Raw genomic sequence first — 20,928 nt, 5'->3', positions numbered from 1 at the left:
TAAACTCTAACCCCTGATGAGCCAGAGCCTCCCTTCTCGAAAAGCTTGATCTGTCTCAAATTATCTGACGACGGACACCTTCAATGCCCCTTCTTATTTGATATGTCAATATGTCATCATTCTTATATTATGACTTTGGACTAGTTGGTCCGCGAAACCAGTTTCGAAACGAGATAGCCTTCGAGGGCCTCGCTGCCACCCTCGCTGCCGTAGCCAGAGTCCTTGACGCCGCCGAACGGATTTTCGGGGAGACCAAGACCGTGGTGATTGATCGATATCATTCCACATTCGACACTGGCGGCGAGCTTGTCGGCGACGCTCATCGAGCGGGTATACGCATAGGCCGCAAGGCCGAACGGGAGTCTGTTCGCCTCAGCGACCGCCTCGTCCACGTCATAGAACGGACGCATCACGGCGATCGGGCCGAACGGCTCTTCATTCATCACGCGCACGTCGAGAGAAGCGTTGGCGATGACGGTCGGCTCGAAGAAATATCCGCGATTGCCGAACCGTCCGCCACCGAGGCGAATTTCCGCGCCCTGCTCGCGAGCATCGCTCACCAATTGCTCCATGGCGAGAAGTCGCCGCTCATGCGCGAGTGGCCCCATCGTTGTCTGTGGATCAAGGCCATCGCCGACCCTCACCTGTCTGGCTGTCGCCACGAACTTCTCGATGAACTGATCCATGACGGAAGCCTGGACCAGGAAACGACTGGGGGAAATGCAAACCTGCCCTGCGTTTCGGAACTTGTTCGCCGCAAGGGTCGTCACCGCCCTGTCCAGATCGGCATCCGAGAAAATCAAAGCCGGCGCATGTCCGCCGAGCTCCATCGTGGCCCGTTTCATGTGCTGGCCCGCCAGCGCCGCAAGAGTCTTGCCGACCACGGTCGAACCGGTGAACGAGATCTTTCTGATCACTGGATGCGCGATCAGATAGGATGAAATCTCGGCCGGAGATCCAAGCACAAACGACAGCGCATCGGCTGGAACACCGGCATCCAGGAATGCCCTTGCCATCTCGGCACAACTGGCTGGCGCCTCCTCCGGACCTTTCAGGATTACCGAGCATCCCGTGGACAGCGCGCTCGCAACCTTGCGTGCCGCCTGGACGATCGGAAAATTCCACGGCGTAAAGGCGGCGACGGGACCGACCGGCTCGCGAACGACCAGTTGCGCCACGCCAGGCCCGCGAGCCGGTATGACACGGCCATAGACGCGCCGCCCTTCCTCTGCTGCCCAATCGATGAAGTCGGCACCGGCTGCAATCTCGAGCCGCGCCTCGGCGAGAGGCTTGCCTTGCTCAATCGTCATGATGCGCGCGATAGTTTCGGCCCGCTCCCGTAACAGGCTTGCCGATTTTCGGAGGATCTGGCCCCGCTCATACGGCGACACTGCGCGCCACTGCTTGAAACCGCGATCTGCCGCCAGCAGGGCTTCGTCCAAGTCGGCCTGCGCCGCGACGGGGTGACTCCCGATTTCCTCTCCCGTGGCGGGATTGAGGATTGGATGCGCGATCCCGCCGCAGGCCTCACGCCACACGCCGGCAACTTGAAGAAGAACGCTTGGATACATCATGCCTTCCTTTGGAGTATCGGGATCGAGCCCGCCGACGAATGCCGATCAAAGATCGTAAGCGACACGAAACCCGATATGGGAGGTGCTCGTGTCGGGTGGATTTCCGGTGCGCGCAGCGATGCGATAGCGGTAGCAGTATGAGCGATGACAGAGAAACGAACCGCCTTTCAGCACGCGCCATCCGTCCCGTAGCGCGGTGGCGTTGGTCATTTGCGCCGCACGTTTGAGCGAAGAAACGCGATAGGCGTTTGCGCACCATTCCCAGACATTGCCGCTGCAATTATAGAGTCCATAGCCGTTGGGCGCGAACGACCGCGCCGGCGCCGTAGAGAAGTAACCGTCCGCAAGGGTATTTCTGGATGGGAAGTCTCCTTGCCAGATGTTGCATGGAAAGTATGACCGGTCGTCGGGCTCCCGGTTGCCCCAGGGAAACAACGCACCTTCAAGGCCGCCACGCGCCGCATGCTCCCACTCAGCCTCGCTGGGAAGACGGCCGCCACTCCACGATGCAAAGTGCTGGGCATCCACATGCGAAACATGAACGACCGGATGATCCAGCCGCTCCGAAATGTTCGAAGCCCCGCCCTCCGGCGCCGCCCAAAACGCACCGTCCACGCGACACCACCAGTCGGCGCCCTGAACGCGCGGATATTGATCGGCTCCGCCAGCAAGATGTTGATAGAAGACGAAGGACCAACCAAGCCGTTCGGCGTCGGTGACATAGCCCGTCTCCCGAACGAACGCGGCGAAGCGTTCGTTCGTAACGGTCACGGCATCGAGGGCAAACGGCTTGAGGGTCAGGCGCCTTCGCGGGGCTTCGCCATCAGCCTCAAAGACAGGGGCGTCCGTCCCCATCTCGGCGCGACCTCCCGGGATAGAGACAGCCTCACTTCGGCGGGGCATGGATCCATTGACGCTTAGCCATCGCTCCTCCAGGGTGGCGCATCCCTGTCGGGAAGATCTTGGCGCGCAGCAGCCGTCCACGCGACCATCATTGCGCACGCTTTCCCCTTGGCCTGGTGCAATCATCGGCTTCGACTCGTCAATGGCGTGGATGGCCGCACTCGCGCGCTGTCGCAACGAGCGCCACGCGGCGCCATTTTGTCATCTTGTCTACATGTCATATTACTATTAGGATGACGTTCGTCAATCCAGATTTGCCGAATTTCCGGTGCGGAGTTCGAATGCCTCCAGCCCCTGCCAATTGCAGCAACCACCCAAGACCGTCGACCAGGGAGCGCGAATTGGCGCCCCCGAAAGCTCGCCATCGTGAATGTCAGCCTCTCGGCTGCGACGTCGACGCGAGTTTTCAATGACCACTTTGGCAGCACCCGAGCTCGGCGCGAAACAAAGCGCCGCAACTGGCCGTCGTCTTCCGTCAGGCTTGCGCAATTTTGTCCGCAACCGCGAGACCGGTCTGGTTGCAGTCGCCATCGTCGTCGGGCTTCTGAGCGGACTTCTCGTCGTATCCATATCGAAACTGAGCCAGGCTGCGCACGCGCTCTTGTTCGATATCCCGTTCGATGAACATCTCAGTTCGGCGCATTTCATCTTGTGGCAGCGCGCGTTGCTTGTCCCCATTATCGGCGGCGCCATCCTTGCACTCATTGCGGTTTTCTTTTCACGCAAACTCAGGGGACAGCAGCTTGCCGATGCGATAGAGGCAAATGCACTCTATGGCGGCCACCTGTCGATGCGCGGCAGTCTGCTGATTTCTATCCAGACACTGCTTTCGAACGGCTTCGGCGGATCGGTGGGGCTGGAAGCGGGATACACCCAAATATGCGCCGCCTTTGGGTCGTTGTTCGGACAGCGGCTCGCGGCACGACGGAGCGATATGCGGCTTCTGGTCGCTTGTGGGGCGGCAGGCGCAATCAGCGCCGCATTCTCCGCGCCGCTGGCCGGCGCTTTCTACGCGTTCGAAGTCATTCTCGGCGCATATACTTCGGCCAGCCTCGTGCCCGTTATCGCGAGCGCGGTTGCTTCATGGCTTGTCGCAAGGCACCTCACCCATCAATCCTTCCTGATGGTTCCCGGTTTTCCCTCTCCGGTTTCAGCCGAGATGGTCGGGCAGACGATGATGATCGGTCTGCTCTGTGCCTTTGCCAGCGTCATCACGATGTTGGCCGTCGCGTTCTCCGAGCGTTGCTTTCAACGCCTGTCCGCCTTCAATGGCTTTCTCAGGCCGATCGCCGGCGGCGCGCTGCTCGGTTCGTTGGCGCTGCTGACGCCTGCGGTGCTCGGGGCGGGACATGGTGCGATGCAGATCCAGCTCTTGAGCAATCCAACGTGGATGCTATTGGTCTCGATCATCCTGCTCAAGATGGTGGCGTCCGCAATATCTCTCGGATCTGGCTTCCGCGGCGGCTTATTCTTTGCCTCACTGTTGCTGGGCGCGTTGATTGGCCAGCTTTACAGCACGCTAATGAGCGGCCTGATGCCGGCATCTGCCCTGCAACCCGGCACGGCGGCGATTGCCGCACTCGCGGCTTTCGGAACGGGAGTGCTCGGCGCGCCGATCAGCATGATTTGCCTGGCGCTGGAGATCACCGGCGATTTTTCGGTGACCGTTGGTGCCGTCATTGCCTCCTCTGTCTGCGCGCTGACGGTACGCGAATTGTTCGGCTACAATTTCGCGACGTGGCGCTTTCATCTCCGAGGCGAGGTGATCCGTGGCCCTCAGGACGTTGGCTGGGTCCGGCAATTGAACGCCAGCTCCCTGATGCGAGCCGATTTCGACACTGCGCCGAGCAGCATGTCAATCGCGGAAGCTCAGAGGATATTCTCTCCGGTGCAAGTCAGGCAGATCGTGCTGCGCGACGCGAACGGAACCTATGCCGGCATCGTCTCCTCGGCAGACCTGCACCTGACCGAGGTTGCAGAGGATTCGCCGCTCGGCGCAATTGCCCGGCAAAATGACGAATTCCTGCTGCCCAATACGTCGATTCGCGAGATTCTCAAGACCTTCGAACACAGCGAGGCCGACGTGCTCGCCGTCGTCGATCGCATCAACCATCGCGCGGCAATTGGAACGGTGAGCGAAGCGCACGTCTTGCGGACCTACGGAGAAGAGCTTGAGCGGCGCAATCAGGAGCTGTTCTCGCGCTAGACGCGCACTTTACGGCCGCAGGTCCATATCAAGCCGAACAAAGTCGCCGCGGTAAGTCACTTCCCCAAGATAAATCACACGACGATCGGCACTCGCAAAGACGCGCCGAACCTCGGCCACAGGTGAGTTCAAGGGAATTCGCAACTGTTTCGCGGCGTCAAGATCGGCCATTCCGATCGTCAGGGTTTGTCGCGCTGTCACGATCGCGGGAGATTTCAGCTCCTTGAGCAGCGGGATCACCGTCTCGGTTCGGAAGCGGTCCGGACTTCTGCGGAAGAGCTTCTCGTCGAGATATATCGAGATCACGCAGTAGGGCTGCTTGTTGTGTGAATGCACCCGTCGCATGAACACGTAGCGTTCCGCCGGATGGCCGTCCTCGGGGAGCAACGGTGCATCAGTGCGGCTCTCTGAAATGTTGATGATCTCGGGGGACGTGTCGCGATAGACCTCGGCGAGATCGGCAAGACTCGTCTCGACCTTCAACCAGCTGTCCCGCTTGAACATACCGGTTACGAAGGTGCCACTGCCTTGCCGCGCCTCGATCACGCCGTCGCGGGCAAGAAGTTCGACCGCTTGTCTGATAGTCACTCGCGAAACACCGAACTCGGCTGCAAGCATCTCGTTTGCCGGCAGGCGCGAGCCTTGCGCCCAGACTCCCCGGGCAATTCGCTGCCGGAAGATATCGGCAATCTGCGCATATTTCGGAATGTGGCTGTCGGAAATCAAATCCATCCTGCCCGCCGCTCCCTGGCTCTCGTCCCTTCCGGCGAATACGCTCCAGAACGAACGGCTCGCCAGGTCAAGCTGCCCGATATTCTTCGATCCACGAGAGGTCCGGTTCTATTCCCAGGCCCGGCTCCTCACCCAATGTTACGGCGCCGTCCTTCACATCGGCGACCGGCCCGCAAAGCCGGTCGCGCAGCGGATTGTCGTTGGAATCGACTTCCAGCATGCCCGCGCCACCGACCCCGGCAAGCAGATGCGCCGACGCCAAGAGGCCAATCCCGCCGCCCAGATAATGCGGACAAAAAATCTTGTCGGCCACGAGGATCGAACGCGCGATCTTCGAGCCCACAGTCAATCCGCCCCATTTGGCTATATCGGGCTGAACAACTCGCAACACGCCATCGTGGAGCGCCTGATCGAACCCGGCAGAACTCGCAATGTTCTCTCCCGCGGCCAACGGCACGCCAGCTTGCTCGCTCAAGGTTTGCCACTCGTGCCATGGTCGGTCGGCGCGGATTGGTTCTTCGAGCCAGGCAAGGCCAAACTCTCCGTAAGAGGGCGCCAATTCGAGTGCGCGCGTCAGAGACCAGGCCTGATTGGCGTCCGCAGCCAATACGCCTGCGCCTACAACGTCGCGAAGCGCAGCAAGGTTGGAACGATCCGTTGCCGGATCAAATCCGACCTTCAGCTTGAGGGCGAGGTGTCCGCGTCGCAACGCCGCTTCTGCCGTCTGCCGCGAGTCGATCGGATTGATCCCGCTGGCGTAGACTTTAATTCTGTTGCCGGTCCCGCCGAGCAATTTCCACAGCGGCAGCTTGCGGCGCCGCGCATGAATATCCCAAAGCGCAAGATCGATGCCGGCGATCGCCTGGGCAAAGGGACCGGGTTCTCCCGATTGCAGCGCCAGTACCGCGGTTCCCTCGGTCATCGCCGCGAACAGCTCCGCCGGCTCGCTGACGCCGCGACCGTGGATGGCGGGCGCGAGAATCTCGTTGACGAGTCGCGTCCGGTGCTCGGCGCCAGTCGACGGGAAGTTCGACCAGACCTCGCCCCAGCCGACGTAACCGTCCTCATCTTCGACACGAACGAACACCGCCGGCCGGTTGAGCATCCGACCGAACGACGTCACTACCGGCGTCGCCAACGGATAGCGGTAGCAGAAGGCCTGGACGTTGCGGACGGTGAATTTCGGCGATGGCATTGGCAGGATCCCGCAGAAACAGCCCTCTTGTATCGTCATCCTATTTATCGTATGATAATACATCAATCAATCACAAACACAGTTGGAAACGCTTGATAAAGGGCAGCACCGCAATACGTTTGTTGTTGGGGTCCATCCCGTGGATCGGCGCAGTCGTGCTTTGGTACGCAGTGCGCTGGAGCGGATTGGTCAACGAAGCGCTGATACCCTCGCCGCACCAGGTTGTGGCCAAGTTCGCTGATCTCCTGCTGCACGACAATCTGCTGCTCGACATCTGGTCGTCGACGCGGCGTGTCTTTCTGGGCGTGAGTCTCGGCATCATGGTCGCTGTGCCCGTCGGCTTCCTGCTCGGCTGGTATCGGCCGGCGCGCATCCTCGCCGACCCGATGATCAATTTTTTCCGCGCCTTGCCGCCGATCGCCCTGATCCCGCTCGTGATCGTCTATTTCGGTGTCGACGAGCCGGCAAAGCTCGTCATCCTGTTCTACGCCGCGTTCTTCTCGGGAGTTATCGTGATGTATGAAGGCGTCTCGCAGATCACGCCTCTCTATATCCGCGTCGCGAAGACGCTGGGCGCCGGCGAGATCGAGATATTTCGCAAGGTCATCATCCCTCTGACGGTGCCGCACATCCTCACCGCGTTGCGGGTCGCGCTGGGCGTGGCGTGGGCAACGCTGGTTGCATCCGAGCTTGTCGCCGCGCAGCGCGGACTTGGTGCCATGATCCAGAACGCATCCACCTATTTCCTGCTCGACGTGATCTATGTCGGAATTATCTGCATCGGCTGCATCGCCCTGATCATGGATCTGATCCTGCGCCGGATCAGCGCCAGATTGCTGGTGTGGCAGGAGCGGGCCATCGCATGAACGGCATCGTGAAGCCCGCCAAGCGCGCACAGTTCGATCACGTCTCGCTTGCCTTCGAAACACCGAAAGGCAGGCTCTCGGTCGTCGATGACGTCACCTACAACATTCATGAAGGCGACTTCATTGCGGTGATCGGACCTTCCGGTTGCGGCAAGACCACCATGATGAGCATGCTGGCCGGCTTTCAGAAGCCGACCACAGGCCGGGTGCTGTTCGAAGGCGAGCCGGTCCGGGGCCCCGGCCCGGAACGCGGCGTGATTTTTCAGGAGTACGGCGTCTTCCCCTGGCTCACCGTCAAACAGAACATCGCCTTTGGTCTGCAGCCCAAGGCCAATCGTGTTCCGGTCGCGGAACGCGACGCGATCTGCGACCACTATATCGATCTCATGGGTCTTGGGGATTTTGCGAATTCCTACCCCAAGCATCTCTCTGGCGGCATGCGACAGCGGCTGGCTATTGCCCGCGCCTATGCGGTGAAGCCGCAATTTCTCCTGATGGACGAGCCGTTCGGGGCTCTCGACGCGCAGACCCGCGCCAACATGCAGAACCTGCTGCTCAAGGTGCTCGCGACCGAGGGCAAGACCGTCATGCTCATCACCCACTCCGTCGAAGAGGCGATTTTCCTCGCCTCTCGGATAGTCGTGGTGACGGCGCGTCCCGCGCGGATCAAGAAGATCATCGACGTGCCCTTTGCCTATCCGCGCGACGAAACGATTCAGGAAAGGCCGGAGTTCGGCGAGCTGAGGAGTTACATCAGAGAGCTCGTGATGAGCGAATACCGGGCACAGCAGGCGCAAATGCGACCGGTTTCATTTTCGGAATAGATAACAAGATGGCGGGAGGGAAACACATGGATCGACGGCAATTCCTGACGGCGGCAGCCGGCATCGGGCTCGGCAGCTTTGCGGCGTGTGCTCCCGCGATCGCGCAGGCAAAAACCAAGATTCGGGTGGGCTATCTGCACACCGTTGCCGTTGACGGACAGATATGGACCGGCATGGATCGCGGCACCTTCGATAAACAGGGGCTCGATCTTGAATTGCGCCAGTTCAACACCGGCCTCGAGATCTTTCAGGCGCTGATCGGCGGCAGTCTTGACGTGCTGGCAACCGGCGCCGTGCTGTCGAACTTCCCGGCGCGCGGGCAAGGCAAGGTATTCCTGATCAACGATATCGAGGTGGCTACCGCTCAACTTTGGGTGCGTTCCGACCAGGGCATCAAATCCTTCGCAGACTTGAAGGGAAAACGCATCGCGACGGCAACCGGCACGACCGCGCATGTGTTTCTCGACAAGGCGCTCCGCGCCAACAATGTCGACCCGAAAGAGATAGAACTCATGAACCAGACGATGCCCGCGGCGGTAACGGCGTTCATCTCCGGCGCCGTACCAGCCGTAGCGCTCTGGGTTCCGTTCAATGTGACCGTGCGCGACAAGGTTCCGGGCGCGGTGAAATTGGCGGACGCCTCAGCTTACTATCCGCAGGCTGCCATCATCGGCGGCTGGGCCGCCCGCAACGACTACTACGAACCCAACAAGGAAACGCTTGCCAAGCTCATCAAGGGATGGGCTGAAGCCAACGACCACATCATCGCGAACAGCAAGGAAGCGATGGAAGCACTGCAGAAGAACCACTATAGCCAGACGCCACTCGCCGATATCAACGAATCGTTCAAGGCGCAGAAGATGTTCACGTCGCACGACTGGAAGCGGCTATACTCCGACAACACGATTACAAACTGGCTGCAGCAGTCCACCGATTTCTTCATGGCGAACGCTGGCATCAAGGATTTCACCCCAGCCAACAAATATTTCGACCCGAGCCTCTATCTCAAGACGATTGCCTAGATGGCCATTAGGTTATTGGCTCAAGCCCGCTCGAGGCCGGTGGTCGCGGCGGAGCGGACGATCAATAACGACCGCCATTGCGCTTTTGTTGCGTGAGCCATTCCGACAACGTTCTTGGTGTTGATCCTGAAGTCCTGCGATCTAATTGGCTTCGCGATGCCTTGGGAACGTTCCGGATACCCTTCTCCGAAGGTTTTCGCAAAAGCTCCGCCGATTGCGTCTCCATGACGGCCTCTGAAGCAGCAGCTGATCGCGCGGCAGCCTCCTTTTCGAGGCGCAGTCTTTTCAATCGCGCCATCTTGTCGCGCTCTGCTTCTGCTTCAGCGCTGTCTGACAAAAGCGTCTTTTGATGCACGATCTCAGCCGAGACCAAGACCCCGATGATAGTTCTTTCGCCAAGAGCCTTGCAGGCTTCGAACCGATGCAGTCCCTCGACCAGAACGAACCGGCCTTCGTCGGGCCGAACGAGAATGGGGGCTTGTTGTCCGATTTCTAAAATACTTTCCGCGATTTCTTGAACGAGCTCAGGCTTGACAGCCTTCTTCCTCTTCACGGGAACATAAATCTTGTCGATTGGGAAGCTTTCCGGCTTGGGCATAGCTTCTACTCCTAGTGACTGAGCTCGATTTCCGAAGCACCTGGCGGTGGTGGCTGGATTTTAGGGATGAAGCGCTCTACCGCCAAGGCAATTTCCTCGCGTCTCTCACGCGACACTGGTCAGACGACCGAGCCTTTTTGAGTCCAGTTTCCTATCGGCTGAGGAATCAAAACTGGTAATGCTACGATCGAGAAGGCCCTGTTTCCCGTTTAACTAGCCGATCGCATCCTTACGCAATGCGGAATAATTGTTGCAGCCGTCAGTAGAGTCATGGAACCGGACGACCGGGGGTCGAAGAGGCGAAAGAAAACGGATCGCACCATGGATGCGGACATGATGACGCGGGCAGGCAAGGCTAGGCGCGAGACCTCGGCACCATCGTCATCACTACGGTGTTTCCTGACGCGCAAGGAGGCGGCTGCCGAGTTGCGGATATCGCGCTTGCGAAACTCGACCGCGTGGTCGCACGCGGCGATCTCAGAGCCAAGAAACACGGCCACTCGGTGGTGGTGATGAGAAGCGAGATCGCGCGCTACATCGAGCAATAGCCCGACGTGAAACCGCGCGCCGAACGGGTACGCGGTGATTGAGGTTTCAGGCGACTTAAACAGCGAGGTCGAGCGCCTTTTCGCGTTTTTGAGGTTCGATTTTCGTCAACGCAATCGATCTGCTCAACGCAATCGATCTTCGGATATTTCGAACATATAAGCCATTGATTTTACTGATCTTTTTAGGATTGGCGGGGGCGGGAGGGATCGAACCTCCGAATGGCGAAATCAAAATCCGCTTGATTATTCAACGATTTCAAAGCGCATTTGGAAAAATGCCCCAAAAAACCCTCTAACGATTTCAATAGCTTGGCGGACGTTTCCAAATAAAGCAGCCAGCGCCCCGAGGATCAGTCCCAATCGTGGCGGGTTGTCGACGATCCGATAGCTGAAGCAATCCGACCACCCGCGATACTTGAGGTTCTCGTCTTAGAGCCCAACAACCTCGCTCAGCAGATAGAGGTCGTGGCCCACTGCCGCGGTTCGTCAGCGTGCTTAAAGGTCTCACTTCCGAGTGAACGGGACGACACCTGGCCATCATACCAGATCACCTTCAGCAGATTGCCGCGACAACCACGGAAGCAAAACAGGTGGCCGCTGAGCGGGTCGCGATGCAATATCTCCTGAACCTGCAGGGTCAACGACGGAAAACCCTTCCGCATGTCGGTATAGCCAGTCGCGAGCCATACCCGCACGCCCGCCGGCAGCGGTATCATCGCGGCGGTCCATCCACCAATGCCAACACTGCTGCCTTCAGCGTCGCCGCGTCAACCGCGCCTGCGATCTGCATCCGAGCCCGGCTGCGAACTCGATCTCGATCGCACCGCAGACCCCCGGTAAGCGCCGTCAACGGCTGCCGGTTCGGCGTAACCGAGACCGCCGCAAAGCGGACTTCATCATCCTGCCGCGACGGCGGCTCAGGCTCGCAGGCGAGGACCCCGAGCGCGCCTGCCGCCGCCAAGCTGTAAGCAGATTAGGGTGAAGATCATGTCGGCGCGCAACCCCAACAACGCTTGCCGCGGGCGCCCAACTCTCCTCCACGATCCGATGCTTCTCGGCAGTGGTCCACCGTCGCCGCTCCGGACGGAACCATAACTGTTGTGACGTTCACTCATTTGCTGGCAGATTAATCAGCAAATAAAACCGATCGCAGGTGGACCACGCGTCCGCAGTCCAAGATCGAGATGGCGTGCCGGGCGCGATTAAGCAGCGCCCGAAACCGCATGCATTTCCACGAACCTCAACCAAATCACCTCCGGCATTCCCAGCTTTATTCGCTGGAAACGGCAACCGCTTGTTTGCGATCATTTCCCCCAAGGGTCGTGGCTGGCCTTCACCCACACATAATCAGAGTGCGGGGCGAACTCCGTCATATATGCGAAGTCTAAGGGAGACGAAACATAGACTCCGCCATCCGGTTCAATCTTTGGCAGCAGTTGTCGTGGCCGAAAGCCCAGGTCAGCCGCCTGATTCCAGAACGAGCGAAATGCCTCTTGTGAGGTCTGCGACGCTTGCGCAAAATGATTCGCACACCATTCAGTAATGAGGCGCAGGTTCGGTGAACGGGATATGGTCTCGCGAGCTCCAGCCAGCGCCAAGGGCTCGGCGCCCTCGATGTCCAAGTGGATCAGATCCAGCGGTGGCCCGCCATCGCAAATTGCGTCGATCGTACGCGTCTTGGTCTCGAAATGAAGCATCAGCCCTTTGCCCAAGATGAGACGGTCATTCTCATCGAACAGCGGCGAAATCGATTCCGCGGACCAACGAGCATCCTCGAAACTGTCAACCACAAACGTCTGGCCGCTCTCACGGCTGGCACCACCACCACCGAGATATTGCGGATCGAAGGCAAACGTGATGGTCTCACCCGTTGTATTGCCAAGGGCGCATTTATACACGTGCGTGCGATCAGGTATGCCGCCGTAGAACACGTTCATCATCAGGTACGGAACGATGTAAGGGTTTGGCTCAACGACCTTCACCGATCCGGACGGCCCCACCCGCTGCCCGCCTAGAACCATATAGTAGCCAAAATTTCCGCCGGCATTTAAATAATGCTGCCCCTCGCCGAGCAATTCTTGAACCAGCCTGGTTGTCCAGGGCTCGATAACACCATCGCGGATCACGCCGAGAGCCACGTCGATATTAAAGGAGGGGACTACCAACTTGGCCCCCCAATTTGTGTGGACCAGCAGGCGGTCACGTCCGAGATATACGCCGTTCATGGTAGCTTTCGCCCGTCGGGGATCGTTTATTGAAGGTGGTGAGGCTTCATAATCGTTCGCGGACGAAAAAGACAGTATCGATGGCTCGCGGGCGGCTTTTTCACTCCGCCGCTCTCAGCGTAATAGGTTCCGGGTTCGTGAGGCTCTGATGACCTCCCTGGGCACCTGCACAACGACTGAACAGGTCCCCGTAGAAGTTTGCCAATGTTTCGGAATTGTAGCCGGGCTGTGGCCTTGTGTTCTTGGTTTGACTCAACTTCCCAATCGTTTGAGCGAGCTCGATATAATTGCCGACGTCTATCATCTCGAACTGTGCAGGGAAATATTTCTCCAGCTCGACGAAGGCACGTGTGCGCGTGAGAATGGTGGGTTTGCCAAGTTCGATTGCATGTGAGGCCGGGCCGGATCCGCTCTGCCCTACCTCGAGATATGGAAAGAGGCAGATGTCAACGGCCTTCACAGCCAATGCAAAATCATAGTCGGCTCTCGGGGCGCCCAAGAAACTGATCCTGCCGAGCAGATCAGAATTAGCCTTAGGATTACCCCGAGTCCCAGACTCCCCCCGCTCGATCTCCTCCAGGATTTGCTTGATGTAAGGATCAATCGAGGCCTTGGGCTTGATCGTCTCGGGGTGCACGCCTCCGTATATCAAGAGCTGATACTCCGGTCCGAGGTGCCTCATGGCCTTAATGGCAGTCATAATGCCTTTGTATTCCGACAAAAATCCGAAAACGCCAATGAACGTATTTTTGCCAGGGAAACGCTTGCCAAGCTCCTCACGCACGGCTGGCCCTTCCTTTTCCAGTTGAGAAGGCCAGCGGGCGCGGAGGTGGCATAACGGATGATCAAAAACATGAGGTACCCGCGCCACCTGCTTGAAGAAGTCACGCTCACGCTGGGTGTGAGTAGCGACAAAGAAAGGTCGCGGCGATCGCGCGCGTTTTTCAATCGCCTTGTAAGTTAGTCTTTCGAAACGCTGATGAAACGGAAATCTGGCAGCCCGCCGCCAACCGCGATTCCGAACAAATCGAGCAAAGTCAATAGGACCACGGCCCTCGGGGTATGGGACTGCAGTGTGCACAGTCAGCACCAACCGGTCCGCTGCATCGATTATCATCTCGAAGCGGCGAGCCATATCGAGATCCCGGCCGCCCAAAAGCCCCGGCTCCCATTGGAGATTGACGACGTCGTATTTCTCAAAGCTGTCGCAAATAGCCCTGATTTGCTGATCACCCGCGGTAACGACGTGCGGTTCCGTGCGCTTTAAGATCGTTTGATCCAGAGGAGCAATGGTTACCTCAAAACGCGTTTCGAGTAGCGTCTTGAGCACCTCGCTATAGGCGGCGATGCCGCAATTCGTGCGATGCGACGAGATTATGAGAACCTTTAAAGTCACCACCGCCCCCAACGAGTGCCCGACAACACGTTCGAACATCCCAGATTACAGTGCCTCCTGCGACAGAGGCGTCACTTCGCGCATCGGGTAATCACCCGAACCGAATACCACATCGCGCAATTGATGGCGTTGCGCTCCTTCAGGAAACGTCCGAAAAGCGCTCCCGTGATGTGCATGGCATCGCTAGCCGAACCGCCGTTGCCGCACACCATGGGCTTGCCTTGAGCGAGTGCCGCAACGATGATGGCAACGGCGCGATCTACTTTGGAACCGCAGTCGTCCTCTATAGCTCTGTCAACCGCCTGCCGCGAATCGATCAGATATTCCATTAGTGACCGTGCGGGAATCGGTATCTCCTTCCAGCTACAGCTTACGACCTGCAGAAATTCTTATACGGCATGAGAAACGATATGGCCACTCGGCTGTCGAGCGAAGCAGTCCCGCCGGGATGGCAGCTTCGGCTGGCGGAAATCAAATCGGACCTGCTACGTCGCCTCATACCAACGGCCGGCGAGGCAGTCCCCGAGCTCGACAACATCGTTGTAGCCGGCCTGCTCAAGAGCCCGACAGGGCTCGGTCAATCGGCACGACTGTGCATCTCCGCCCTGCAACAAGCAGGATACCGGGTTGGCACGATAGATCTGAGTAAGCACTTCAAAGTCAACGCAGATGTTCCTTTTGAAAACTTCGGGTCCGATCCGAGGGATGGCCGCGGCATTCTTATTTTGCACATCAATGGGCCACAGGTGACACGGGCCCTCTGGCGCATAGGTCAGGCTCGCGTTCGCAAGAAGCTGATGATCGGATATTGGGCTTGGGAACTGGAGACAGTACCTCCTGGTTGGATCGACGGAGCGCGCTTTCTTCACGAAATTTGGGCACCGTCCAGCTTCTCCGCCGACGCTTTCTCCCGCGCCATTGACCGGCCGGTGCGCGTGGTGCCTCACGTCGCTTCCCTGAGGTCAAGGGATGGTCAAACTGCTGACGCCAGGAGGGCAGCCCGGCTGATGTTGGATCTGCCGGAATCCGCATTTGTCGTTGCCTTTGGCTTCGCCATGCAGTCGAATTTCGAGCGCAAGAATCCTATAGCGGCGCTTGCCGCTTTCAAAGAGGCGTTCGGGAACAACCCTTCAGCCCGTCTTGTGCTGCGCTGTCTTGATCTCCACGCCTATCCGCGCGGTGCCGAGGCATTGCAGCGCCAAATCGCTGGGCACGATAACATTCACCTGATCTCAGATGTTTCGATTCCGATGAACCTGACGATCGACGCTGCGGACGTCTACGTTTCCCTGCATCGATCTGAAGGCTTCGGTCTCACGATTCTCGAAGCGATGGCCGCGGGCAAGCCAGTGATTGCTACAAAGTGGTCAGGCAACATAGATTTCATGTCGTCGCACGATAGCATCCTGATCGACAGCCACCAGGTCTTAGTTGACGATCCCCAAGGCGTCTATGATCGATCCCTTGGCTGCTGGGCAGAGCCAAGTATCACGGAAGCCGCGAGCGCATTGCGGAGGCTCTACCACGACGTCGAATTTCGAAATACAATGGGAGTCCGAGCCTTGGCCGCGGCGGAAAACTTCGTGCTGAAAAGTCGAAGCACGATACTGGCGGCGCTGCGCGCGGCCGCGAGCGAGCCGCACGGGTCTGCTATCCGAAACGCTCGGTGAAAGGCTCTCGCCGAACCGTCAGGAATCGTCTTTTTCTTTCGCTCGACCCGTAGCCTGAATGCCGAAGCGGTCCTTACAGCTCAACAATGCTGGCAGATCATCAGCTTATCCGCAGTTGCTTTACGCCAGCAATAATCCTAAGGGTGGCGTAATCCGCTCCCCTTAGCATTGGGCGCTCCTGATTGACCGTGACATCTGCCAATTTTGACCTCGGAAAACCCGTCGCCCGCATCACGGCGGAGGCTGTGCCACAGCAGGCCATAGCGGACCTGATGGATGGCGCGCAGCGCTATCCGCTGTGGGGCCATCTCGCGTACCACGACATCCGCCAGCGCTTCCGCCGCTCAATGCTCGGCCCATTCTGGCTCACGCTGACCATGGGTATCATGATCGGGGCGATGGGCCTGGTGTTCTCCACACTGTTCAAGCAGGACGTCGCCCAAACTTTACCCTATATCGCCATCGGTATCATCTTCTGGGGCTTGCTGACGAATTGCATCAACGAGGGCGCGCGGGCCTTCATCTCCGCAGAAAGCTTCATCCGCAACGTGCCTGTGCCGGTGAGCGTCCACTTCTACCGCATGATGGCGCGCAACGTGTTCATTTGGCTGTTCAACATGGCCATTTATGTCTTCATCGTCGCTGTGTTTCGGATCTCGCTGGACTGGAGCGCGATCCTGTTCCTGCCTGGCTTCATTCTGTTTCTGATCAACACAGCCTGGATCGCTCTTGCCTCGGCCATTCTGTCGACCCGCTATCGCGACATGCCCCAGGTAATCACTAACGTCATCCAGGTGGTGTTCTTCGTGACGCCGGTCTTCTGGTCACCCTCGGTGATGTCGCATCGGCCCGCGTTCGTGGCGTTGAATCCGTTCTACCATCTGCTCGCAATTGTTCGCGAACCCCTCCTCGGCACACAGCCTCCGGTGCAAAGCTGGCTGTTCTGCATCGGGCTCGCGATCGTCGGCCTCGCCTTCACTATCTGGCTCTATCGCCGCGCCCACGCACGCATCTCCTACTGGGTGTGAGGCGTGACGCACATTTGCATCACTAATCTTTCGGTCGAATTCGCTATTTTTGGCACCAGTGCGCGATCGCTGCGCAACCGGATTCTTGCGCAGGCGACCGGGGGACGGGTGATGACCGGCGCCCGCGACATCGTTTCGGTGCGTGCGATCGACGGCCTCAATCTCGAAATCCGCGAGGGCGAGCGCGTCGCCCTGTCCGGACACAACGGCTCGGGCAAGACGACCCTGCTCCGCGTCCTCTCCCGCATCTACAAGCCGCGAGCGGGCTCCATCCTTATCGAGGGCAAGGTCGGCGCGCTCCTCGATTCCACTGCTGGAATGGACTTCGAGGCGACCGGTATCGAGAATATCTACCTGCGCGGCTACATGCTCGGCATGAGCCGGCGCGAGATCGCATCGAAGGTCGAGGAAATCGCCGATTTCACTGAGCTGGGTGAGTTCCTGGAACTGCCGGTGCGCACCTATTCCGCCGGTATGTTCACGCGTCTCGCGTTCGCAGTTTCCACCGCCGTGGAATCGGATATCCTCCTGATCGACGAAGGCATCGGCGCCGGTGACGCCAATTTCCAGCACAAGGTGCAGCAGCGGATTGAGAGCCTGTTCAGGCGTACCCCCATTGTGCTGCTGGCGAGTCATGCCGAGGGGATGGTGCGGCAATTCTGCACCCGCCGGCTGATCATGGAACACGGGAAGCTGATCGGAGATGAAGCGCTGGCTGCCGACGAAGTGAAAATGCAGCCACACGATGCGCTCGCAACGACATCCGAGCTGCGATAGCGAACCCTCGTCTTGACACAATCGGATTCGTTATCCGGCGGACGGTCTCGCCAGAGAAGAGTTTTGGCGTCGCGTAGCTTCTTTCGCCGCTGCCTGCGATCGGCAGGATGGTGGCGCCGCCAGGCGCATCGGCGAAAGCGAAGAAGTCCGCAAGCTCGCGAGCGAACTGGTCCCCAGCGACTGGAACGCGCAGCATCTCGAGAGTATTCGGGTCCACACTTGGCTCTCGAAGGAATTCGAGGCGATCGATTTCGAGGACCACCTGCTGGAGCGCCAGCTTCGCAAATACGGCCCCCGGTTCGTGGCCAAGTACAACGCGCACATATTTTCGCAGTCCTGCGAGGACGCAACAATCGCCGAAATCTTTTCGAGGATCGGCACTACGTCAAACAGATTCATCGAGATCGGCGTCGAAGATGGATCGGAGAACACCACCCGATTACCGCTCATGCTTGGCTGGAAGGGATTGTGGATCGAAGGAAATGCCGCGCATTGCAAGACGGCCCGGCGCAACTTAGAAAACCAGACCGCCACAGGACAAATGCAGCAGCCTCGCCCGTACGGTTCGCAAAATGATCAATCAACGCAGCTTCACGTCTGCTGCCGTCTTCCACGACTATTTCGCAATCCGCGGCGGCGGCGAGCGGCTGGTGCTCGAGCTGGCGCAGGCGCTTGGCGCCTCTATCACCTATGGCTACACCACGCCGGAAAGCTATGAGCGGACGCTGTTCCTCGCCGAGAGCCTCGATTTGAACCTTTCGCCGCTCCTGCGCCGCTACGGCCTGCACGCGCCAGCGCTGGCCTTCGCCTTCGCGCGCCAGCGCGCGCGCGCAGAAAGCATCGACACTCGTATCTTCTCAGGGGTTTGCGCCCCCTTCGCCGCCCCGGCAGCGGACCGCCCGGGCAGGAACATCTATTACTGCCACACACCCCCGCGCTTCCTCTACGATCAACGCGAGTCGTTCGCCGACGGAATCTCGCCCCGGTGAAGAAGCTCGGCCTTGCGAGCATAGGCGCTGCCTTCCAGCGCGCCTATGAGCGCGCGGTCGGCCGCATGCACCTGATCGTCGCCAATTCCGAAAACGTCCGCGGCCGGATTCAGCGCTTTCTCGGCCGAGACAGCATCGTGGTCTATCCGCCCTGCGACACCGAGGGCTTCGCCTTCGCTGAGCCGCAGGGCTACTATCTCTCGACCGCGCGGCTGGTGGCGCTGAAGCGCGTCGACAGGATCATTGATGCCTTCCGCGCGCTGCCCGGCAAGCAGCTGGTCGTCGCCTCGGGCGGCGACGACGCCGAGGCGTTGCGGCGTCGAGCGGCCGAAGCGCCAAACATCCGCTTCGTCGGCTGGACCGACGAACGCGAATTGCGCTCGCTAGTGGCGGGTGCCGTCGCTACGATCTACGTGCCCAAGGACGAAGATTTCGGCATGTCACCCGTGGAATCCATGGCTGCAGGCAAGCCAGTGATCGGTGTCGCCGAGGGCGGCCTGCTGGAGACTGTGCTCGATGGGGAGACTGGGCTGCTGCTGCCGGCAGGCTTCACGGCGGAGGACATCGCGGCGGCAGTGGACTGGCTGACGGCGCCGCGGGCGCTTTCGATGCGGCGGGCCTGCGAAGCGCGCGCGGCGCAGTTCACCCGCGCACGCTTCATCAATGGCATGCGCGCGGCCATCGCGTCCGCCGGGGGGATCGAGGTCGGCGTTGCGGGCGCAGGCGTACGCGAGGGTGCCGCGTGAGAGAAAAGGCGGCGTTGCCACGACCTCGGCCATCATTGCGCACGCAAGCGGGCAATCCGGCATCCCGCGCCGCCAGCGCGGAGAAGGCGGCCACGCCGTGAACATACTCCATGTTTACAAGACGTACCTGCCGGACAATTTCGACGGCGTGGCGCGGGTGATCTACGAGATCTGCGAGGGCACGAAGCTCTTCGGCGCCGCCTCACAGGTCTTCTCGCTGAGTCCCAACGGAGGTCCAGCTAGCGTGCAGGTAGGCACCCACCTCTCGCACCGCGCCCGCGAAGACATTCACCTCGCCTCGACCAGCCTCTCCTTCAGAGCCTTCAGCCGCTTTCGCGAACTCGCTCGCGAGGCGGACCTCGTCCACTACCATTTTCCCTGGCCGCTGATGGACCTGCTGCACTTCTACGGCAATGCCGGCCGGCCTAGCATCGTCACCTATCGCTCCGACGTGGTGCGCCAGCGCCTACTCGGCCGGTTCTATGCGCCGCTGATGCACCATTTTCTCGCGGCCATGGATCGCATCGTCGCCACCTCGCCGGCCTATGCGCAAACAAGCCCGGTGTTGCCTCACTATGCCGACCGGCTCGGGGTCATCCCCATCGGCATCGCCGAGATGGAACGAGTGGAACCGGCGCGCGCTGCCTCCTGGCGCGAGCGGCTCGGGGCACGCTTCCTGCTCTTCGTCGGGGCGCTCCGCTACTACAAAGGGCTCACCGTGCTGGTCGAAGCGACACGGGCAACCGGGCTGCCGGTGGTGGTCGTGGGCTCGGGCGAAATGGCAACCAAGCTGGAGAGGAACCGCCCGGCCAACTTGACGCTTCTCGGTGAGCTTGACGAACGTGACAAGGACGCGGTGCTCTCGCTCGCCGACGGTTTCGTGTTTCCCTCGCACCTGCGCTCGGAAGGCTTCGGCGTGGCGCTCTTGGAAGCGGCGCGCGCGGGCAAGCCGATGATCTCCTGCGAGATCGGCACCGGCACGAGCCATGTCAATCTTGAGGGCGAGACGGGCTTCATCGTGCCGGGCGGCGACACCGCGGCACTGGGCGCGGCGATGTGCCGGCTTTGGGAGAACCCGGCGATGGCCGCCGCCATGGGCGCGCGCGCCCGTGCCCGCTACTTGGCGCTGTTCACCGCGGAGGCGATGGCGAAGGCCTATTTCGATCTCTACGAGACGGTGCTGGCTGAGCAGGCGCAGTTGGCCGGTCTCGGCCACACTCACGTGTGATGCCCAGCACACGGTCGGGCATTACAACTGAATAAAACAGTAACCGACCGCGAGTGCTTTTGCCTGCTCGCGACGACACGAAGGAATCAGGTTGAACCGCCATCGTCGCGCGTCGTCATAGCGCCTCAGCTCAAAAGCGCGGTACCGAGATCAGAGTAGACATCGGACGAGGGCGGATTGACGGCAACCGCCCGCTCCGGAACGTCCCTCGCCTCTTCCGGCGGGGTTTCGCATCGAAAGCGTAGATACGAAGCAGGTGCAGGGCGTCGAAGTGATTGGTCGGCCGTGAAAAATCTGTCAGCCATTGAGCGGGAGTCGATTTTCCGACTAGGCCGTGTGGACTCTTGGGATTCTCAAATCAGATTGAACGTGATTCAAGGCTTTCTTTTAGGAGGAAGCCT

At 59.7% G+C, this 20,928-nt stretch carries 19 protein-coding genes and 1 pseudogene; 10 read left to right on the top strand and 10 right to left on the bottom strand.

Annotated elements, in window-relative coordinates; translation table 11 throughout:
• Positions 1–140: 140 nt before the first annotated feature.
• Together AAFX91_RS24340 and AAFX91_RS24335 are read right to left on the bottom strand one after the other, a co-directional pair.
• Positions 141–1,571: an NAD-dependent succinate-semialdehyde dehydrogenase gene (locus AAFX91_RS24340; protein ID WP_394568207.1), complete on the bottom strand. Its 1,431-nt coding sequence runs from the start codon at positions 1,569–1,571 to the stop codon at positions 141–143.
• A gap of 48 nt (positions 1,572–1,619) precedes the next feature.
• Positions 1,620–2,477, bottom strand: a complete 858-nt coding sequence (locus AAFX91_RS24335) for a formylglycine-generating enzyme family protein (protein WP_394568209.1) — start codon at positions 2,475–2,477, stop codon at positions 1,620–1,622.
• 409 nt (positions 2,478–2,886) lie between these two features.
• Here AAFX91_RS24335 and AAFX91_RS24330 point away from each other — a divergent pair, with 409 nt between their 5' ends.
• Complete coding sequence (locus AAFX91_RS24330) at positions 2,887–4,683, top strand: chloride channel protein (protein WP_394568206.1); 1,797 nt, start codon at positions 2,887–2,889, stop codon at positions 4,681–4,683.
• Between the two features lie 9 nt (positions 4,684–4,692).
• Here AAFX91_RS24330 and AAFX91_RS24325 read toward each other — a convergent pair whose 3' ends face one another.
• Positions 4,693–5,415, bottom strand: coding sequence for a GntR family transcriptional regulator (locus tag AAFX91_RS24325; protein WP_394568205.1), 723 nt, complete (start codon positions 5,413–5,415; stop codon positions 4,693–4,695).
• 67 nt (positions 5,416–5,482) lie between these two features.
• Positions 5,483–6,610: a mandelate racemase/muconate lactonizing enzyme family protein gene (locus AAFX91_RS24320; protein WP_394568204.1), complete on the bottom strand. Its 1,128-nt coding sequence runs from the start codon at positions 6,608–6,610 to the stop codon at positions 5,483–5,485.
• Positions 6,611–6,765: 155 nt separating this feature from the next.
• Here AAFX91_RS24320 and AAFX91_RS24315 point away from each other — a divergent pair, with 155 nt between their 5' ends.
• Genes AAFX91_RS24315 through AAFX91_RS24305 form a run of 3 tightly spaced genes read left to right on the top strand, consistent with a single transcriptional unit; the run spans position 6,766 to position 9,322 of the window.
• Positions 6,766–7,476, top strand: a complete 711-nt coding sequence (locus AAFX91_RS24315) for an ABC transporter permease (RefSeq protein ID WP_394568203.1) — start codon at positions 6,766–6,768, stop codon at positions 7,474–7,476.
• Complete coding sequence (locus AAFX91_RS24310; protein WP_394568201.1) at positions 7,473–8,300, top strand: ABC transporter ATP-binding protein; 828 nt, start codon at positions 7,473–7,475, stop codon at positions 8,298–8,300. Before AAFX91_RS24315 ends, AAFX91_RS24310 begins: the two co-directional genes overlap by 4 nt.
• A gap of 26 nt (positions 8,301–8,326) precedes the next feature.
• Positions 8,327–9,322 (top strand): ABC transporter substrate-binding protein, encoded by a 996-nt coding sequence (locus AAFX91_RS24305; RefSeq protein WP_394568199.1) that lies wholly within the window; start codon positions 8,327–8,329, stop codon positions 9,320–9,322.
• A gap of 61 nt (positions 9,323–9,383) precedes the next feature.
• On the opposite strand, the gene AAFX91_RS24300 is transcribed toward AAFX91_RS24305, so the two are convergent.
• The 6 genes and pseudogenes from AAFX91_RS24300 to AAFX91_RS24275 all read right to left on the bottom strand — a co-directional run bounded on the left by AAFX91_RS24300 (position 9,384) and on the right by AAFX91_RS24275 (position 14,418).
• Positions 9,384–9,920 (bottom strand): ParB N-terminal domain-containing protein, encoded by a 537-nt coding sequence (locus tag AAFX91_RS24300; RefSeq protein ID WP_130578152.1) that lies wholly within the window; start codon positions 9,918–9,920, stop codon positions 9,384–9,386.
• 997 nt (positions 9,921–10,917) lie between these two features.
• Positions 10,918–11,184: an IS66 family insertion sequence element accessory protein TnpB gene (gene tnpB, locus AAFX91_RS24295; protein WP_394568198.1), complete on the bottom strand. Its 267-nt coding sequence runs from the start codon at positions 11,182–11,184 to the stop codon at positions 10,918–10,920.
• 130 nt (positions 11,185–11,314) lie between these two features.
• Positions 11,315–11,533 (bottom strand): annotated as a pseudogene (locus tag AAFX91_RS24290) (transposase); the annotation flags it as partial.
• 239 nt (positions 11,534–11,772) lie between these two features.
• Positions 11,773–12,693, bottom strand: a complete 921-nt coding sequence (locus AAFX91_RS24285; protein WP_394568197.1) for an FkbM family methyltransferase — start codon at positions 12,691–12,693, stop codon at positions 11,773–11,775.
• A gap of 100 nt (positions 12,694–12,793) precedes the next feature.
• A complete protein-coding gene (locus tag AAFX91_RS24280) occupies positions 12,794–14,128 on the bottom strand; it encodes a hypothetical protein (protein WP_130578148.1) in 1,335 nt (444 codons plus the stop codon).
• 32 nt (positions 14,129–14,160) lie between these two features.
• Complete coding sequence (locus AAFX91_RS24275; RefSeq protein WP_130578147.1) at positions 14,161–14,418, bottom strand: SIS domain-containing protein; 258 nt, start codon at positions 14,416–14,418, stop codon at positions 14,161–14,163.
• Positions 14,419–14,499: 81 nt separating this feature from the next.
• On the opposite strand from AAFX91_RS24275, the gene AAFX91_RS24270 reads away from it, so the two are divergent.
• The 6 genes from AAFX91_RS24270 (at position 14,500) to AAFX91_RS24245 (ending at position 20,527) form a co-directional block, all read left to right on the top strand.
• Positions 14,500–15,759 carry a glycosyltransferase family 4 protein gene (locus tag AAFX91_RS24270; RefSeq protein WP_394568196.1) on the top strand — a complete coding sequence of 420 codons (1,260 nt, stop codon included), beginning with the start codon at positions 14,500–14,502 and terminating at the stop codon, positions 15,757–15,759.
• A gap of 188 nt (positions 15,760–15,947) precedes the next feature.
• Positions 15,948–16,787 carry an ABC transporter permease gene (locus AAFX91_RS24265; protein ID WP_394568208.1) on the top strand — a complete coding sequence of 280 codons (840 nt, stop codon included), beginning with the start codon at positions 15,948–15,950 and terminating at the stop codon, positions 16,785–16,787.
• Between the two features lie 111 nt (positions 16,788–16,898).
• Positions 16,899–17,564: an ABC transporter ATP-binding protein gene (locus tag AAFX91_RS24260; RefSeq protein WP_394568195.1), complete on the top strand. Its 666-nt coding sequence runs from the start codon at positions 16,899–16,901 to the stop codon at positions 17,562–17,564.
• A 572-nt stretch (positions 17,565–18,136) separates the two neighbouring features.
• Positions 18,137–18,553: a hypothetical protein gene (locus AAFX91_RS24255; RefSeq protein WP_394568194.1), complete on the top strand. Its 417-nt coding sequence runs from the start codon at positions 18,137–18,139 to the stop codon at positions 18,551–18,553.
• A complete protein-coding gene (locus AAFX91_RS24250) occupies positions 18,550–19,299 on the top strand; it encodes a glycosyltransferase (protein WP_394568193.1) in 750 nt (249 codons plus the stop codon). Before AAFX91_RS24255 ends, AAFX91_RS24250 begins: the two co-directional genes overlap by 4 nt.
• 97 nt (positions 19,300–19,396) lie before the next feature.
• Complete coding sequence (locus AAFX91_RS24245; protein ID WP_394568192.1) at positions 19,397–20,527, top strand: glycosyltransferase; 1,131 nt, start codon at positions 19,397–19,399, stop codon at positions 20,525–20,527.
• The last annotated feature ends 401 nt before the right edge of the window (positions 20,528–20,928 follow it).

Source organism: Bradyrhizobium sp. 31Argb (assembly GCF_043638955.1).
Taxonomy (GTDB): domain Bacteria; phylum Pseudomonadota; class Alphaproteobacteria; order Rhizobiales; family Xanthobacteraceae; genus Bradyrhizobium.
Note: the sequence above shows the minus strand (reverse complement) of the source record. Positions and strands in the feature narration are given on the sequence as shown.

Coding starts and splice junctions, on each gene's coding strand:
- AAFX91_RS24340 (WP_394568207.1), bottom strand. CDS start 1,571: ATGTATCCAAGCGTTCTTCTTCAAGTTGCCGGCGTGTGGCGTGAGGCC.
- AAFX91_RS24335 (WP_394568209.1), bottom strand. CDS start 2,477: ATGCCCCGCCGAAGTGAGGCTGTCTCTATCCCGGGAGGTCGCGCCGAG.
- AAFX91_RS24330 (WP_394568206.1), top strand. CDS start 2,887: ATGACCACTTTGGCAGCACCCGAGCTCGGCGCGAAACAAAGCGCCGCA.
- AAFX91_RS24325 (WP_394568205.1), bottom strand. CDS start 5,415: ATGGATTTGATTTCCGACAGCCACATTCCGAAATATGCGCAGATTGCC.
- AAFX91_RS24320 (WP_394568204.1), bottom strand. CDS start 6,610: ATGCCATCGCCGAAATTCACCGTCCGCAACGTCCAGGCCTTCTGCTAC.
- AAFX91_RS24310 (WP_394568201.1), top strand. CDS start 7,473: ATGAACGGCATCGTGAAGCCCGCCAAGCGCGCACAGTTCGATCACGTC.
- AAFX91_RS24305 (WP_394568199.1), top strand. CDS start 8,327: ATGGATCGACGGCAATTCCTGACGGCGGCAGCCGGCATCGGGCTCGGC.
- AAFX91_RS24300 (WP_130578152.1), bottom strand. CDS start 9,920: ATGCCCAAGCCGGAAAGCTTCCCAATCGACAAGATTTATGTTCCCGTG.
- tnpB (WP_394568198.1), bottom strand. CDS start 11,184: ATGATACCGCTGCCGGCGGGCGTGCGGGTATGGCTCGCGACTGGCTAT.
- AAFX91_RS24285 (WP_394568197.1), bottom strand. CDS start 12,693: ATGAACGGCGTATATCTCGGACGTGACCGCCTGCTGGTCCACACAAAT.
- AAFX91_RS24280 (WP_130578148.1), bottom strand. CDS start 14,128: ATGTTCGAACGTGTTGTCGGGCACTCGTTGGGGGCGGTGGTGACTTTA.
- AAFX91_RS24275 (WP_130578147.1), bottom strand. CDS start 14,418: ATGGAATATCTGATCGATTCGCGGCAGGCGGTTGACAGAGCTATAGAG.
- AAFX91_RS24270 (WP_394568196.1), top strand. CDS start 14,500: ATGGCCACTCGGCTGTCGAGCGAAGCAGTCCCGCCGGGATGGCAGCTT.
- AAFX91_RS24260 (WP_394568195.1), top strand. CDS start 16,899: ATGACCGGCGCCCGCGACATCGTTTCGGTGCGTGCGATCGACGGCCTC.
- AAFX91_RS24255 (WP_394568194.1), top strand. CDS start 18,137: ATGATCAATCAACGCAGCTTCACGTCTGCTGCCGTCTTCCACGACTAT.